16 protein-coding genes are annotated in these 15,066 nt (G+C 32.9%); 11 read left to right on the forward strand and 5 right to left on the reverse strand.

Annotated features, from left to right (window positions below; all coding sequences use genetic code 11):
• Positions 1-10: 10 nt before the first annotated feature.
• From ITB9_RS11680 to ITB9_RS11690, 3 genes are all read left to right on the forward strand, one after another.
• The gene (locus ITB9_RS11680; RefSeq protein ID WP_054852375.1) at positions 11-997 is read left to right on the forward strand and encodes an outer membrane beta-barrel protein; all 987 of its coding nucleotides are present in this window, start codon (positions 11-13) and stop codon (positions 995-997) included.
• Positions 998-1,035: 38 nt separating this feature from the next.
• Complete coding sequence (locus tag ITB9_RS11685; RefSeq protein ID WP_082396187.1) at positions 1,036-2,361, forward strand: ammonium transporter; 1,326 nt, start codon at positions 1,036-1,038, stop codon at positions 2,359-2,361.
• An 80-nt stretch (positions 2,362-2,441) separates the two neighbouring features.
• A complete protein-coding gene (locus ITB9_RS11690) occupies positions 2,442-2,783 on the forward strand; it encodes a P-II family nitrogen regulator (RefSeq protein ID WP_054852377.1) in 342 nt (113 codons plus the stop codon).
• Between the two features lie 212 nt (positions 2,784-2,995).
• On the opposite strand, the gene leuB is transcribed toward ITB9_RS11690, so the two are convergent.
• Genes leuB through ITB9_RS11710 form a run of 4 tightly spaced genes read right to left on the reverse strand, consistent with a single transcriptional unit; the run spans position 2,996 to position 7,278 of the window.
• Positions 2,996-4,114, reverse strand: a complete 1,119-nt coding sequence (leuB, locus tag ITB9_RS11695) for a 3-isopropylmalate dehydrogenase (RefSeq protein WP_054852378.1) — start codon at positions 4,112-4,114, stop codon at positions 2,996-2,998.
• An 11-nt stretch (positions 4,115-4,125) separates the two neighbouring features.
• Positions 4,126-4,716, reverse strand: a complete 591-nt coding sequence (gene leuD, locus ITB9_RS11700; RefSeq protein ID WP_054852379.1) for a 3-isopropylmalate dehydratase small subunit — start codon at positions 4,714-4,716, stop codon at positions 4,126-4,128.
• A 2-nt stretch (positions 4,717-4,718) separates the two neighbouring features.
• A complete protein-coding gene (leuC, locus tag ITB9_RS11705; RefSeq protein WP_054852423.1) occupies positions 4,719-6,101 on the reverse strand; it encodes a 3-isopropylmalate dehydratase large subunit in 1,383 nt (460 codons plus the stop codon).
• A 1-nt stretch (position 6,102) separates the two neighbouring features.
• Positions 6,103-7,278, reverse strand: coding sequence for a 2-isopropylmalate synthase (locus ITB9_RS11710; RefSeq protein ID WP_082396190.1), 1,176 nt, complete (start codon positions 7,276-7,278; stop codon positions 6,103-6,105).
• A 147-nt stretch (positions 7,279-7,425) separates the two neighbouring features.
• Here ITB9_RS11710 and ITB9_RS11715 point away from each other — a divergent pair, with 147 nt between their 5' ends.
• Both ITB9_RS11715 and ITB9_RS11720 read left to right on the forward strand, forming a co-directional pair.
• A complete protein-coding gene (locus ITB9_RS11715) occupies positions 7,426-8,970 on the forward strand; it encodes a hypothetical protein (protein ID WP_054852380.1) in 1,545 nt (514 codons plus the stop codon).
• 216 nt (positions 8,971-9,186) lie between these two features.
• Entirely contained in the window at positions 9,187-9,414 is a 228-nt protein-coding gene (locus tag ITB9_RS11720; protein WP_028607206.1) for a PID-CTERM protein-sorting domain-containing protein, read from the forward strand.
• Here the strand turns inward: ITB9_RS11720 and ITB9_RS11725 are convergent.
• Positions 9,403-9,993: a riboflavin synthase gene (locus tag ITB9_RS11725; protein WP_054852381.1), complete on the reverse strand. Its 591-nt coding sequence runs from the start codon at positions 9,991-9,993 to the stop codon at positions 9,403-9,405. The genes ITB9_RS11720 and ITB9_RS11725 overlap by 12 nt on opposite strands.
• 66 nt (positions 9,994-10,059) lie before the next feature.
• Here ITB9_RS11725 and pdxA point away from each other — a divergent pair, with 66 nt between their 5' ends.
• From pdxA to accC, 6 genes are all read left to right on the forward strand, one after another.
• A complete protein-coding gene (gene pdxA, locus ITB9_RS11730) occupies positions 10,060-11,106 on the forward strand; it encodes a 4-hydroxythreonine-4-phosphate dehydrogenase PdxA (protein ID WP_054852382.1) in 1,047 nt (348 codons plus the stop codon).
• A gap of 72 nt (positions 11,107-11,178) precedes the next feature.
• The gene (locus ITB9_RS11735) at positions 11,179-11,718 is read left to right on the forward strand and encodes a DUF177 domain-containing protein (protein WP_054852383.1); all 540 of its coding nucleotides are present in this window, start codon (positions 11,179-11,181) and stop codon (positions 11,716-11,718) included.
• A gap of 9 nt (positions 11,719-11,727) precedes the next feature.
• Positions 11,728-11,928: a 50S ribosomal protein L32 gene (rpmF, locus tag ITB9_RS11740; protein WP_027879374.1), complete on the forward strand. Its 201-nt coding sequence runs from the start codon at positions 11,728-11,730 to the stop codon at positions 11,926-11,928.
• Positions 11,929-12,104: 176 nt separating this feature from the next.
• The gene (locus ITB9_RS11745; protein WP_028288940.1) at positions 12,105-13,100 is read left to right on the forward strand and encodes a beta-ketoacyl-ACP synthase III; all 996 of its coding nucleotides are present in this window, start codon (positions 12,105-12,107) and stop codon (positions 13,098-13,100) included.
• A gap of 34 nt (positions 13,101-13,134) precedes the next feature.
• Positions 13,135-13,617, forward strand: a complete 483-nt coding sequence (gene accB / locus ITB9_RS11750; RefSeq protein ID WP_028288941.1) for an acetyl-CoA carboxylase biotin carboxyl carrier protein — start codon at positions 13,135-13,137, stop codon at positions 13,615-13,617.
• Positions 13,618-13,699: 82 nt separating this feature from the next.
• Positions 13,700-15,052, forward strand: coding sequence for an acetyl-CoA carboxylase biotin carboxylase subunit (gene accC / locus ITB9_RS11755; RefSeq protein ID WP_028288942.1), 1,353 nt, complete (start codon positions 13,700-13,702; stop codon positions 15,050-15,052).
• Positions 15,053-15,066 lie beyond the last annotated feature (14 nt).

The following is a 15,066-nucleotide window of genomic DNA, read 5'->3' on the forward strand; positions in this document are numbered from 1 at the left end:
ATTGATATTTATGAAACAATTAACTAGTCTGGCTATTTTGCTTTTATCTATTACATTATTTGCTCAGGATGATTCTGATGGTCTTGAAAAAAAGTTTTCTTTTGAAGGGAGTGTAGATGCTTATTATAGAGCTAACTTAACAGCTCCAAATGATGAGAATCAAATAGCTCCTGAAACATCATTTGCAGATACAGCAGGTTTTTCTTTAGGTATGGGTAATATTATTGCGTCTTACGAGAAAGGTCGAGTTGGTGCTGTTGCTGATTTAGTGTTTGGACCAAGAGGAGAAGCTGCAAGTGCAACGGTTTTAAATCAATTATTTGCTTTTTATAATATTAGTGAAAACACTAAGTTTACACTAGGTAAGTTTAATACATTTTTAGGTTATGAGGTTATTGCTCCTGCGGGAAACTTTAACTATAGTACGTCTTATTTGTTTTCTAATGGTCCTTTTTCTCATACAGGTATTAAGGCAGACTTTACATTGTCTGATGATTTTAGTTTGATGCTTGGTGTGTTTAATCAGACAGATGTTACCGAGTTTAATCCTGATGGAAGTTATGCTGTTGGAGCTCAATTAGGGTATAGTGGTCAGTTTTTAAATCTATTATATGATGATGCTGGATTAGGTTTTGAAGTAGATTATACTGGAGGTTTTGATGCTTCAGACGAGTTTTTTATAGGTGTTAATGCGGCTTATGCTGATAATGATGGAGAGGGTTTTTATGGTGTTGATTTGTATCCGCAGTTTAGTTTAAGTGATGATTTTACTGTTGGATTAAGAGGTGAATATTTTCAAACTCAAAGCGAGTCTATTGATGATGATCCAAGTGTGTTTTCTGTAACGCTTACCGGAAGTTATGTGATTGATGAAGATTTAATTGTAAAACCAGAATTTAGATTAGATAGTGGGTCTGAAGATATTTTTATAGATACAGATTTAATGGCAACAAAAAGCTTGGGTTCTTTCGTTGTGGCAGCTATTTACAAATTTTAGTATAAGAATAACTAACTATAAAACAACAAACTATTATTATGGATAATTTATTATCATTTTTACCAAATTTAATGGCCACTCAAGATGTTGTGGCAGCAACAACAAAAGATGTAGAGGATGCAGTAACTGCAATTAACGGAGATTTAGGAATGCTATGGATGCTTATATCAGGTATTTTGGTATTTTTTATGCAAGCAGGTTTTACTCTTGTAGAAACAGGAATGACTAGGTCTAAAAATGCTGCAAATATTGCAATGAAAAATTTGCTTGATATTTGTGTGGGATCTTTAACATATTGGCTTGTGGGATACTCGCTTATGTATGGAGATACATCTAATGGATGGTTTTTCTGGAGTGGACTAATGCAGGGAGAAGGAGCAGATTTGTTTTTTCAAACAATGTTTGCAGCAACAGCAGCAACGATAGTATCTGGTGCGATAGCAGGAAGAACAAAGTATTCTACATATGCAATATTTTCAATAATGATGACAGCGTTAATTTACCCGATAGCAGGTGGATGGCAATGGAAAGGTGCTACGGAAGGTGGTGTCGTAGGAGGATGGTTAGCTGATATTGGTTTTATCGACTTTGCAGGCTCTTCAATTGTTCATTCTGTTGGTGGTTGGGCAGCATTAATTGCTGCTTTTATGGTTGGACCAAGAATAGGGAAATTTGTTAACGGAAAAGTTATGCCAATTCCAGGTCATAATCAAATATTAGCAACTTTAGGGGTTTTTGTATTGTGGTTAGGATGGTTTGGATTTAATGGAGGATCTCAATTAGCTTGGGGAGGAACCGATGCAATTGGAGCTTCAAACGTTGTTTTAATTACAAATTTAGCAGCAGCAGCAGGTGGACTTGGTGCATTAGTAACAACTTGGATTTGGTATGGTAAACCAAATTTACCACAAACTTTAAATGGTGCATTGGCAGGTTTGGTAAGTATTACTGCTGGATGTGGAAATATGTCTGCAATAGGAGCAATATTTGCTGGATTGATAGGCGGAATTATAGTCGTGTTTTCAATAGAATTTATAGAGAAAAAATTAAAAATAGATGATGCTATTGGTGCAGTATCTGTACATGGAGTAGCAGGTGCTTGGGGAACTTTAGTGATTGGGCTTTGGGGTATTGATGGAGATAAAGGAATAGGTTTGTTTAACGGTGGAGGAGCTAGTCAATTAGGATCTCAAGCAATTGGAGTTTTAGCTTATGCGGTTTGGTCTATAGTGTTATCATTTATAATATTTAAAATATTAAAATCTACAATGGGACTTCGTGTTACAGAAGAAGAAGAATTGGTAGGTTTAGATCTATCAGAGCATGGTGAAATCGCTTATCCAGGTAAACGAGATAGAGGATAAAATAATAGTTTGTTTTAAGTGTGATGACATAGTCCTTATAGTTTTTTAAGGACTGTGTATCTTAAATTTAAAAGATAAATATGAAAAAAGTTGAAGCTATTATTAGGCAGTCTAAATTTAGTGAAGTCAAAGAGGCGTTGCATGAAGTTGGAGTTGATTTTTTTACGCATTGGGAAGTTGCAGGAGTTGGTCAAGAAAATGCTGACTATTTAGATTTGATGTCTTCTGAAAAAGCTAAAATGACTTCTGTAAAAAGTTATTTATCAATCATAGTTAATGATGATTTTGAAGCAGTAACAATAAAGGCTATAATGGAAGCTGCCTGTACAGAGCAAATTGGTGATGGTAGAATTTTTGTATCAACTATTGATGAAGCATATAAAATAAGAACTAAAGAAAAAGGAAATAAAACATTAAGATAATTAAAACATCAAAGACGCTTAATATTCTAAAATAAACAATATAAGATCCTATCCAGATCTACTGTTTATGTGAATATTAATCTTTAGTTAGTTTGTTAAAAAAGCCTCGAATCGTCTAGTTTTTGGGCTTTTTTTAAGTATTGTTTTTATGTGTAAAGTAAAAATATGCCTGATACAACAATATCAGGCATTTTTTTATAAAATGTAAGTGATTATATAATAGTAGATTGTCCTAAGTGAATATTGTTAAAATTAATATTTGAATCATTTGGATTACTAATAAAATCAGCTATAAAATCACCAACTTTAGATGTTGTGATATTATCATAAGATGTGTTTAAATCAGGTGTAGTAATTTCTAGCTTTAGTGACTTTTCTACACCTTTCTTAATTAGGTTGGCTTCGTCGTGTAAGTCAAAATGTTCTAATAACATTGCTGCGCTCAAGATTGATGCTACAGGATTGGCTATATCTTTACCTGTGGCTTGAGGGTATGAGCCATGGATTGGTTCAAACATAGCATGTTTATTTCCAACAGATGCAGATGCTAATAATCCAATAGAGCCTCCAATCACGCTAGCTTCGTCGCTAATGACGTCTCCAAAAAGATTTTCGGTTAAAATAACATCAAACTGATTAGGGTTAAGTATCATTTGCATAGCAGCATTGTCTACAAATAAAAAGTCTAAAGTGACATCTGGATAACCTTTGGCTAAATTAGTTACAACTTTGCGCCATAAACGTGATGTTTCTAGCACGTTGGCTTTGTCTACTAAGGTGACTTTTTGTTTTCTATTTCTGGCAGCTTTAAAAGCTAAATGTGCAATGCGTTCTATTTCATATTTAGAATATTCACATAAATCAGACGCAGTGTTTCCGTCTTCGCTAAGGTGTTTTTTTCCAAAATAGATTCCTCCTGTTAATTCACGATAAATGCTAATATCTGTGCCTTCAATAATTTCTCTTTTTAAAGGAGACTTCTCTAGTAGCATGTCGTAAGCTTTTACAGGTCTTATGTTGGCGTATAGCCCTAATTCTTTTCTTAGTTTTAATAGGCCTTGTTCTGGTCTTACTTTAGCGGTAGGATCGTTATCATATTTTGGATCTCCAATAGCTCCAAATAATATAGCATCACTAGATTTGCATAAATCTAATGTTTGATCTGGTAATGGGTTGTTTTGTTGGTCTATTGCTATAGCGCCAACAGGTGCTTCTTTAAACAAAAAGGTGTGGTCAAATTCTAAAGCAATTGCTTTTAATACTTTGATGGCTTGGTTTGTAACTTCTGGACCAATACCGTCTCCTGGTAAAACAGCTATATTAATTTTCATGTTGTATATAGTTAGTAGGTTTTTTTAGCTTCAAAAGCTTTGATAGTTTCTTTTTTGCTTAATAGATAGTCAATATCATCATAGCCATTAATTAGACATGTTTTTTTATAAGCGTCAATTTCAAAGGATTCTTTAAATGAAGTTCCTTTAACAGATATAGATTGTTTTTCTAAATCAACCGTTAGTTGTGTTTCTGGATTTTTAGTGACTATGTCAAGAAGTACTTTTAAAAAGTCTTTTGAAACTTGAACAGGTAATAGTCCGTTATTTAATGCATTACCTTTAAAGATATCTGCAAAAAAACTAGATACAATTACTTTAAGTCCATAATCGCTTAAAGCCCAAGCAGCATGTTCTCGGCTTGATCCACAACCAAAATTGTCTCCTGCAACTAAAATTTGACCATTATACTTAGGGCTGTTTAAAACAAAGCTACTGTTTGTAGTTTCGTCTTTATTAAATCTCCAGTCTCTAAATACGTTATCACCAAAACCTTTTCTGTCTGTAGCTTTTAAAAATCTAGCAGGAATAATTTGGTCTGTATCAATGTTTTCTATGGCTAATGGAATAGCTGTTGATTGTAATGTTTTAAACTTTTCCATAATTAATTTAATTGTTTAGTGACGTCTACAATTTTACCTTCTACAGCGGTAGCTGCAGCAACAAGTGGACTGGCTAAAATCGTTCTTGAACCTTGTCCTTGTCGACCTTCAAAATTCCTGTTTGATGTTGAAACGCAATACTCGCCTTGTGGTATTTTATCGTCATTCATTGCTAGGCAAGCGCTACAACCTGGCTGTCTCAGTTCAAAACCAGCGTCATCAAAAATAGTTTTTAAGCCTTCTTCAATTATTTGGGTTTCTACTTGTTTGCTTCCTGGAACTAACCAAGCGGTTACGTTATTGGCTTTTTTCTTTCCTTTTATAAAACTTGCAGCAACTCTAAAGTCTTCAATTCTAGAATTTGTGCAACTTCCAATAAATACAAAATTAATAGGTTTATTGATTAGAGATTCACCTTGTTTGAAATTCATATATTTTAAAGATTTTTCAAATGAAGCGTCTTTTAGTGTAGGGATATTTTCTGTGACTTTAATTCCCATTCCAGGATTTGTACCATAGGTTACCATTGGTTCAATATCTGAAGCTTCAAACGTGTATTCTTTATCAAAAGTTGCGTTTGCTTCGGTTGGTAGTGTTTTCCAATACTTAACTTTCTTTTCAAACGCTTCGCCTTTAGGTGCGAATTCTTTTCCTTTTACATAGTCAAAAGTGGTTTGGTCTGGTGCAATCATGCCTCCTCGTGCTCCCATTTCGATACTCATATTACAAACAGTCATTCTGCCTTCCATAGACATGTTTTCAAAAACATCTCCTGCGTATTCACAGAAGTATCCTGTGCCAGCATTTGTGCCTAATTTTGAAATAATATATAGTATAACATCTTTTGGTAGTACGCCTTTTTTAAGTGTACCGTTAACGGTTACTCTTAAGCTTTTTGGCTTAGTTAGTAATAAACATTGGCTAGCAAAAACTTGTGCTACTTGACTGGTACCAATACCAAAAGCTATAGAGCCAAAAGCACCATGAGTTGATGTGTGTGAGTCACCACAAACTATAGTCATACCAGGTTGAGTGATGCCTAATTCTGGAGCCATGACATGTACAATTCCATTGTATTTATGGCCTAGCTCGTATAGAGTTATATTGTTTTTTTTACAGTTTTCGGACAATTGTTTTAGTTGTTTTCTTGACAATTCATCTTTTACTGGTAGGTGTTGATTTTGAGTTGGTGTGTTGTGGTCTGCTGTAGCGACAATTTGTTGTGGTCTAAAAACAGGAATGTTTCTGTTTTCTAGTTCGTTAAAAGCTTGTGGGCTGGTAACTTCATGTATAAGGTGTTTGTCAATGTATAGTATTTGTGGGCCATTTTTAATTGTATCAACCACATGTGCATCCCAAACTTTATCAAATAATGTTTGTCCCATTTTAAGCTGATTTAATTTGTTGATAAACATTACTTGTTTCGATTATTTGATGAATATCATTATCGTTTACCTCTTTCTTTCTGTCAGCAAAAGATAAAAAGTTTGCATAAACATCATCTAATTGAAGCTTGGTAAGCTCATAGCCTACATTTTTTGCTCTGTATGCTAAAGCAGCTCTTCCGCTTCTTGCTGTTAATACAATAGCAGATTCTGTAACACCAACATCTTTTGGGTCGATAATCTCATAGGTAGCTCTGTTTTTTATAACGCCATCTTGATGGATTCCAGAACTATGTGCAAAAGCATTTGCCCCAACAATGGCTTTATTTGGCTGTGTGTAAATTCCCATACTGTCTGATACTAGTTGGCTTAGCCCATAAAGCATTTGGGTGTTAATATTGGTATCAAGATTAAGATAAGGATGCTGTTTTAATACCATAACAACTTCTTCTAAAGCAGTGTTTCCTGCGCGTTCACCTATTCCGTTTATGGTACATTCTATTTGTCTTGCTCCATTAATGACACCTTCTATGGAATTTGCTGTTGCCAGACCTAAATCGTTGTGGCAATGACAAGATAAAATAGCTTTTTCAATACCTTTTACGTTTTCTTTTAGGTATTTAATTTTTGCACCATACTCACTTGGTAAGCAGTAACCTGTTGTATCTGGTATATTTAGTACTGTTGCTCCTGCTTTAATAGCAGCTTCGCACACTCTTGCTAAATACTCGTTATCTGTTCTACCTGCGTCTTCAGCATAAAACTCGACATCTTCCACAAAAGATTTTGCATATTTAACAGCAGCAAAAGCACGTTGTATAATGTCTTCTTTGTTGCTTTTAAATTTATGATTTATATGAGAGTCAGAGGTTCCTATTCCTGTGTGTATTCTGGGTTTTACAGCATGTTTTAATGCTTCTCCAGCAACTTTAATATCATTTTCAACAGATCGTGTTAATCCACAAACTGTCGCGTTTTTCACTATTTTTGATATGGCTTCAACTGATTTAAAATCACCTGGACTAGATACCGGAAATCCTGCTTCTATGACATCTACACCTAATTTGTCAAGCTGTTTGGCGATGATAACTTTTTGTTCTGTATTAAGTTTACATCCAGGGACTTGCTCGCCATCTCTTAGTGTAGTGTCAAATATTTGTATTTTATTTTTCGACATTTTCGAGAGAATTATTTTTCTATTGAATTACTAATTTATACTTTGGATAACCGTTTGTAGGCTTGTTAAGTGCATTACTACGATGTTCAAGCTTAAATTAACCATATAAAGTACTGATAATCAGATTATTAAAACAAAAACAGATTGATGACTAAAGATCAAAAAGATAATTTATTTTTATTAGTTAAATCTTTAACCAAGTCGGAAAAACGACAGTTTAAGCTGTATGTGGGAAGGCTTGGTGTTAATCAGGATTCTAAATTTTTAAATTTATTTAACCTTTTAGATAAAGCACACTCTTACAACGAGGCTGTTATATTGAAAAGCGGAGTTGTTAAAAAACAGCAATTGGCCAATGTTAAAGCACATTTGTACAAGCAAATACTAATTAGTTTAAAGCTCAACCCGTCTCATCAAAATATACGTTCTCAAATAAGAGAGCAATTAGATTTTGCTTCTATTTTATACCACAAGGGACTGTATAAACAAAGTCTTAAAATTTTAGATAAAGCAAAAGAGCTTGCAATTGTTAATGAGGAGAAAAATTTGGCTTACGAAATTGTAGAGCTTGAAAAGGTTATTGAGTCACAATACATAACTAGAAGTATAAGTAGTCGTGCAGACGAGTTGACCGTACAGGCAAAGTCATTAAGTGAAGCTAATGTAATAACTAGTAAATTGTCTAATTTATCATTACAATTATATAGTATAATTTTAAAAACAGGTTATGTTAAAAATGAAGAAGAAAGTCAAGCGGTAACTACTTATTTTGAAGACAGGCTGCCTAAAGTAAAGCGTGCTGATTTAGGTTTCAGAGAAAAATTATGGTTATACAAAGCTTATTTGTGGTATAGTTTTTTAATGCAAGATTTTTTGAACTGCTATAAGTATGCCTTAAAGTGGGTGGATTTATTTTATGAAAACCCAAATATGATTAGTTTAAATCCTGTGTTTTTTTTAAAAGGAAACAATTATTTATTAGAGTCTTTATATTTTATCAAGAATAAGCCGAAATTTATAAAAAAATTAGACGAATTCTATGAGGTTGTTAATCAGAAACATTTTCCTAAAGATGAAAATGTCTCTTCTCTAGTCTTTTTATATGGTAATTTTCATAAAATCAATCAATTTTTTATAGATGGAAGCTTTGAAGAAGGTTTAACGTTAATACCGCAAATTGAAACAGAGTTAATTAAATTTAGTAGTAAGATAGACGAGCATCATAAAATGGTCTTTTACTATAAGTTTGCTAGTTTGCATTTTGGAGCAGGTAATAATAAAGAGTGCATCTTTTATTTAGATAAAATTATTTCTAACAAATCGTTATCCATGCGTGAAGATTTGTTGTGTTTTTCAAGAGTATTAAATCTTGTAGCACATTATGAAGCTGGTTTAGATTATCATTTAGAAGCTTTGCTTCGTAGTACCTATAAGTTTTTAATTAAAATGAATGATTTGCATGAAGTGCAAAAAGAAATGATTAAATTTATTAGAGGCTTGCAGGATGTTTATCCTCAGGACATAAAAAAAGAATTTATTAAATTGTTGGAAGTTTTAAAGCAATATGAAGGTCATCCATTTGAGCGTCGTGCATTTTTATATCTAGATGTCATTTCTTGGTTAGAAAGTAAAATTGATAATAAACCAGTAGGTCAAGTAGTAAAAGATAAATATTTAAAAATGTACGAATAGGATTACTATAATAGATTAGGATTTAGATATAATAAATAAGTCATAAAAAGGTTATATTATATAAATGTAAATTAATTGACATTAATCGGTAAAAACACTTGAATAATTGTATTTCAGCGAAAAAAAAAGCGTTTTAAAGATGCTTTTGATTAAAAAACCAAATTAAAAGTTTTGTTAGAGACGTTTTTTTTATACATTTACAGCCTCAAATTAGCAATGAAAAAAATAAAAACATTAATCGTACCTGTCTTATTTTTGTTAATAAGTTCAGTGGTAGTGTCGCAAAATATTGCGACACCTCCAATGCCAGCAGCTCCTGGTGGCGCAGCTAGCACACCACCTCCTGGTCTTCCTATAGATGGTGGTTTAGTTATTTTAATTGCTTTAGGTATGGTTTATGGAGTTTATAAGCTGATAATGAAACAAAAAACTTTAAACGTTTAATTCATTTAATCGTTTTACATATTTACCTATTACATCAAATTCTAAGTTTATTTTAGTTCCAATTTTAAAGTGCTTAAAATTAGTGTGTTCATGTGTGTAAGGTATAATAGCAACACTAAAACTGTTTTTTTGCGAGTTTACAACCGTTAAACTTACTCCGTTAACTGTAATAGATCCTTTTTCAATAGTAATGTTATTTAATTTTGGATTGTATTCAAAAGTATATAGCCAACTTCCATTAGTTTCTGACGCTTCAACACAAGTTGCAGTTTGGTCTACGTGTCCTTGTACAATATGGCCATCTAGTCTGTCCCCAAGCTTCATTGCGCGCTCGATGTTTACAATATCATTTAATTGCAAGTCACCAATATTGGTCTTGTCTAAAGTTTCTTTTATGGCAGTTACTTTGTATTGGTTTTTATTTATTTCGACAACAGTCAAACAAACACCATTATGCGCTACACTTTGATCAATTTTAAGTTCGTTAGTAATTGTACTTTCAATAGTGATATCTAAATTATCTTTCAGTCTAGTTAGTTGCTTGACTGTACCAAGGGTTTCAATTATTCCTGTAAACATCTACTTAATCGTATTATTTGGTTAAATTTGCTTTGGTAAATTTACAAACAATAGTTAGTAGTATTAATGAAGAAAGAAGAAAATATTAAATTAGGAATCTCGATTGGAGATTTAAACGGTATTGGAGCAGAAATTGTCTTAAGGATTTTTGAAGATAATAGAATGTTAGATTTTTGTACACCTATTATTTTTGCCTCTATTAAAACTATGAGTTTTGTTAAAAACCATTTTAAATTAAATATTAATTTAAATGGTATACATAATGTAAATCAGGCTATTCCTGGTCGTGTTAATGTTTTAAATTGCTGGAAAGAAAATGTGATTATTAAATTTGGTCAAGAGGATAAAAAAATAGGAGCTTATTCTATTAAATCTCTTGAAGAAGCTACAAAAGCGTTAAAAGAAAACACAATTGATGTATTGGTCACAGCACCAATAAACAAACATAATATTCAATCGGAATCTTTTAAATTTCCAGGACATACAGATTATTTAAATCAAGAATTAGAAGGTGATAGTTTAATGTTTATGGTCTCAGAAGGATTAAGGGTTGGACTATTAACAGATCATGTACCTGTTAAAGATGTTGCAACACATATTACACCAGAACTTATTGAAAAAAAGGTAGAAACAGTTTATAATTCTTTAAAACAAGATTTTAAAATTAATAAACCTAAAATAGCAGTACTAGGTATTAATCCACATACAGGAGATAATGGTGTTATTGGAGAAGAGGATGATACTGTTTTAAGGCCAACTTTACAAAAAATTAAAGCTTCAGGTAAGCTGGTTTTTGGTCCATATGCAGCAGATAGCTTTTTTGGATCTGATAATTATAAAAACTTTGACGCCATTATAGCTTCTTATCACGACCAAGGATTAATACCATTTAAAACATTATCTTTTGGTCAAGGTGTAAATTATACAGCAGGCTTAAATCGTGTGCGAACTAGTCCAGATCACGGTACAGCCTATGAAATAGCAGGAAAAGGTACTGCAGATGTAAATTCTTTTAAAGAAGCAATCTTTACAGGAATACATATATTTAATAATAGAAAAGAATATCAAGAGCTTAATAAAAACCCATTAAGATTCTCTAAAAGAAAGATATAAACAAAAAAATGTTTATAAGTCTTAGAAGTAAAGAAAATTTTATATATTTGCAGGCTCAAAACAGATGTGGTAATGAAGCAATTAAAAGAATTTACAATACCATTTGTAGGTTTAAAAGTAGGGAAACATCATTTTGACTATAAAATTGAACAAGCGTTCTTTGATCATTTTGAATATGAGGATTTTAACTCCTGTGATATTAAAGTAGATTTGCTTTTAGAAAAAAAAGCAACTTTACTAGAGTTAAATTTTCAAGTTTCAGGAACAGTTAATGTCAATTGTGATGTTACTAATGAGCCTTTTGACCTACCAATAGCAAATCAGTTTGATTTGGTAATAAAATTTGGGGAAGAATATAACGATGATCACATTGATATATTAATTATTCCTCATGGTGAATATGAAATAAATGTACAACAGTATATTTATGAATTAGTAGTGTTAGCACTACCTAGTAAGCGTATTCATCCAGGTGTTGAAGACGGAACGTTAGATTCTGAAATATTAGATAAATTAGAAGAACTTAGCCCAAAGCTAAAAGATAAAAAAGAAGACAAAGAGGAAACAGATCCTCGTTGGAATACATTAAAAAAACTATTAACGGATAAATAATTATATAAAATGGCACATCCTAAAAGAAAAATCTCGAAAACAAGAAGAGATAAGAGAAGAACACATTATAAAGCAACTGCGCCACAAATTGCAACTTGCCCAACAACTGGTGAAGCTCATTTATACCATAGAGCTCACTGGAGTGAAGGAAAACTTTACTACAGAGGTCAAGTTTTAATTGACAATTCAGTAGAAGAAAACGTAGCATAATTACTATGCACGCATACAATAAAACGCTCACTTGTGGGCGTTTTTTTTATGATTTGTTTTTCTTTACGTTAAAAAGCATTTACTTTGCACGAAATAGTCGGTAAATGACTAATTTTAATAAAATTAAGTTGAATAGGGTCATTTTTAGACCTTTTTTTGACTAAAATAGCTAAAATATGAGCAAGATCTCTGCTGCAATTACTGCTGTTGGTGCCTATGTGCCAGACTATGTTTTATCTAATAAGGTATTAGAAACCCTTGTAGATACTAATGACGAATGGATTACCTCCAGAACAGGTATTAAGGAGCGTAGAATCCTTAAGGAAGAAGGCCAAGGAACCTCTTTCTTAGCCATAAACGCAGCTAAAGACCTGCTGAAAAAACAAAATCTAGATCCAAAAGAGATAGATTTAGTTATAGTAGCTACTGCTACTCCAGATATGCCTGTAGCTTCAACTGCAGTGTATACTGCTACACAAATTGGAGCAACTAATGCTTTTGCCTATGACTTACAGGCAGCATGTTCTAGTTTTTTATACGGATTATCTACAGCAACAAGTTATATAGAATCTGGACGATATAAAAAAGTGTTACTTATAGGTGCAGACAAAATGTCTTCTATTATAGACTACACAGATCGTGCAACCTGTATTATTTTTGGAGATGGAGCTGGAGCAGTCTTGCTAGAGCCAAATACAGAAGGTTTAGGATTTCAAGATGAATATCTAAGAAGTGACGGTACAGGACGCGAGTTTTTAAAAATAGAAGCAGGAGGGTCAATATTACCTCCATCTCAAGAAACCCTAGACAACAAACAACATTTTGTACACCAAGATGGACGTACGGTATTTAAGTTTGCGGTTTCAAATATGGCAGACGTTTGCGAAAAAATAATGCAACGTAATAACTTATCTCATGATGATGTATCATGGTTAGTGCCACACCAAGCTAACATGCGCATCATTGACGCTACAGCTAACAGAATGAACTTACAAGACGATAAAGTCTTAAAAAACATACACAGATACGGTAATACAACATCTGCAACTTTACCATTATTACTTAACGATTTTGAATCTAAACTTAAAAAAGGAGACAACCTAGTGTTTGCTGCTTTTGGAGGTGGATTTACTTGGGGCTCAATATATCTAAAATGGGCTTACAACTCATAAACTAACTAAAAAACTTAATTAATAACTTATAATTATGGATTTAAAAGACATTCAAAACTTAATTAAATTTGTTGCAAAATCAGGAGCAAGTGAGGTTAAATTAGAAACTGACGATGTAAAAATAACTATCAGAACTGGTTCTGAGACAGAAACAACGTATGTCCAACAAGTGCCAATGCAAGCACAAATGCCAATGCAGCAAGCTATGCAACCTGCTCCAGTAGCAACACCTGCAGCGCCAGAAACAGCAGCTCCTAAAGCAGAAGAAAACTCTAAATATATTACAGTAAAATCACCAATAATAGGTACGTTTTATAGAAAACCATCCCCTGATAAACCATTATTTGTAGAAGTAGGGCAAACTATTGGTGAAGGTGATGTGCTTTGTATAATTGAAGCTATGAAATTATTTAACGAAATAGAATCTGAAGTATCAGGTAAAATAGTTAAAATTTTAGTTGACGATTCTTCACCTGTAGAGTTTGATCAACCATTATTTTTAGTAGACCCATCTTAATTTTAGATTATTAGAATTAATACTGTTTAAACAGTTTTAATTATCAAATAATCCAATTGTCTAATTATCTAATTTAAAAAAGATGTTTAAAAAAGTATTAATAGCCAATAGAGGTGAAATAGCATTACGTGTTATTAGAACCTGTAAAGAAATGGGCATTAAAACAGTAGCAGTATATAGTACTGCTGATGCAGAAAGCCTACACGTTAAATTTGCTGATGAAGCAGTTTGTATAGGACCAGCAGCTAGTAGCGAGTCTTATTTGAAAATGTCAAACATTATTGCAGCAGCAGAAATTACAAATGCAGATGCCATACATCCAGGTTATGGATTTTTATCTGAAAACGCAAAATTTTCTAAAATTTGTGAAGAACACCAAATCAAATTTATTGGTGCCTCTGAAGAAATGATTGACAGAATGGGAGATAAAGCTAATGCAAAAGCAACAATGATTGCTGCAGGAGTACCTGTTGTCCCAGGAAGTGAAGGAGTTATAGAAAACTTTGAAGACTGTGTAAAAGTAGCTAAAGAAACCGGTTATCCAGTCATGCTAAAAGCTTCTGCTGGAGGTGGAGGTAAAGGGATGCGTGCTGTATGGAAAGAAGAAGATTTGCAAAACGCTTGGGAGTCTGCTAGAACAGAGTCAAAAGCTGCTTTTGGAAATGATGATATGTACATGGAAAAACTTATTGAAGAGCCACGTCATATTGAAATACAAATTGTAGGAGATAGTACTGGTAAAGCTTGTCACTTATCAGAAAGAGATTGTTCTGTACAACGTCGTCACCAAAAATTAACAGAAGAAGTTCCTTCTCCTTTTATGACAACAGCATTGCGTAAAAAAATGGGTGAAGCAGCTGTCAAAGCAGCCGAATACATAAAATACGAAGGTGCAGGAACTGTTGAGTTTTTAGTGGATAAACACAGAAACTTTTATTTCATGGAAATGAATACACGTATTCAAGTTGAGCATCCAATTACTGAACAAGTAATTGATTTTGACCTAATCCGTGAGCAAATATTAGTAGCAGCTGGTGTGCCAATTTCGGGTAAAAATTATACTCCAAATTTACATTCAATCGAGTGTCGTATAAACGCTGAAGATCCTTTTAATGACTTCCGTCCTTCTCCGGGAAAAATCACTACATTACATGCTCCAGGTGGACATGGTGTACGTCTAGATACACATGTTTACGCAGGATATAGTATTCCGCCAAACTACGACTCGATGATTGCAAAGTTAATTACTACTGCACAAACACGTGAAGAAGCAATTAACAAAATGAAACGTGCTTTAGATGAGTTTGTTATTGAAGGTATAAAAACAACAATACCTTTTCATAGACAGTTAATGGATCATCCTGATTATATTGCTGGTAATTATACTACAAAATTCATGGAAGATTTTGTCATGCAAAAGCAAGAAGAAAATTAAATAAAATTAAAACT

It is taken from the genome of Olleya sp. ITB9 (assembly GCF_001315805.1).
Classification (GTDB): Bacteria; Bacteroidota; Bacteroidia; order Flavobacteriales; family Flavobacteriaceae; genus Olleya; species Olleya sediminilitoris.

Coding starts and splice junctions, on each gene's coding strand:
- ITB9_RS11745 (WP_028288940.1), top strand. CDS start 12,105: ATGAGCAAGATCTCTGCTGCAATTACTGCTGTTGGTGCCTATGTGCCA.
- ITB9_RS11680 (WP_054852375.1), top strand. CDS start 11: ATGAAACAATTAACTAGTCTGGCTATTTTGCTTTTATCTATTACATTA.
- leuD (WP_054852379.1), bottom strand. CDS start 4,716: ATGGAAAAGTTTAAAACATTACAATCAACAGCTATTCCATTAGCCATA.
- ITB9_RS11685 (WP_082396187.1), top strand. CDS start 1,036: ATGGATAATTTATTATCATTTTTACCAAATTTAATGGCCACTCAAGAT.
- ITB9_RS11725 (WP_054852381.1), bottom strand. CDS start 9,993: ATGTTTACAGGAATAATTGAAACCCTTGGTACAGTCAAGCAACTAACT.
- pdxA (WP_054852382.1), top strand. CDS start 10,060: ATGAAGAAAGAAGAAAATATTAAATTAGGAATCTCGATTGGAGATTTA.
- accB (WP_028288941.1), top strand. CDS start 13,135: ATGGATTTAAAAGACATTCAAAACTTAATTAAATTTGTTGCAAAATCA.
- rpmF (WP_027879374.1), top strand. CDS start 11,728: ATGGCACATCCTAAAAGAAAAATCTCGAAAACAAGAAGAGATAAGAGA.
- leuB (WP_054852378.1), bottom strand. CDS start 4,114: ATGAAAATTAATATAGCTGTTTTACCAGGAGACGGTATTGGTCCAGAA.
- ITB9_RS11710 (WP_082396190.1), bottom strand. CDS start 7,278: ATGTCGAAAAATAAAATACAAATATTTGACACTACACTAAGAGATGGC.
- ITB9_RS11690 (WP_054852377.1), top strand. CDS start 2,442: ATGAAAAAAGTTGAAGCTATTATTAGGCAGTCTAAATTTAGTGAAGTC.
- accC (WP_028288942.1), top strand. CDS start 13,700: ATGTTTAAAAAAGTATTAATAGCCAATAGAGGTGAAATAGCATTACGT.
- ITB9_RS11735 (WP_054852383.1), top strand. CDS start 11,179: ATGAAGCAATTAAAAGAATTTACAATACCATTTGTAGGTTTAAAAGTA.
- ITB9_RS11720 (WP_028607206.1), top strand. CDS start 9,187: ATGAAAAAAATAAAAACATTAATCGTACCTGTCTTATTTTTGTTAATA.
- ITB9_RS11715 (WP_054852380.1), top strand. CDS start 7,426: ATGACTAAAGATCAAAAAGATAATTTATTTTTATTAGTTAAATCTTTA.
- leuC (WP_054852423.1), bottom strand. CDS start 6,101: ATGGGACAAACATTATTTGATAAAGTTTGGGATGCACATGTGGTTGAT.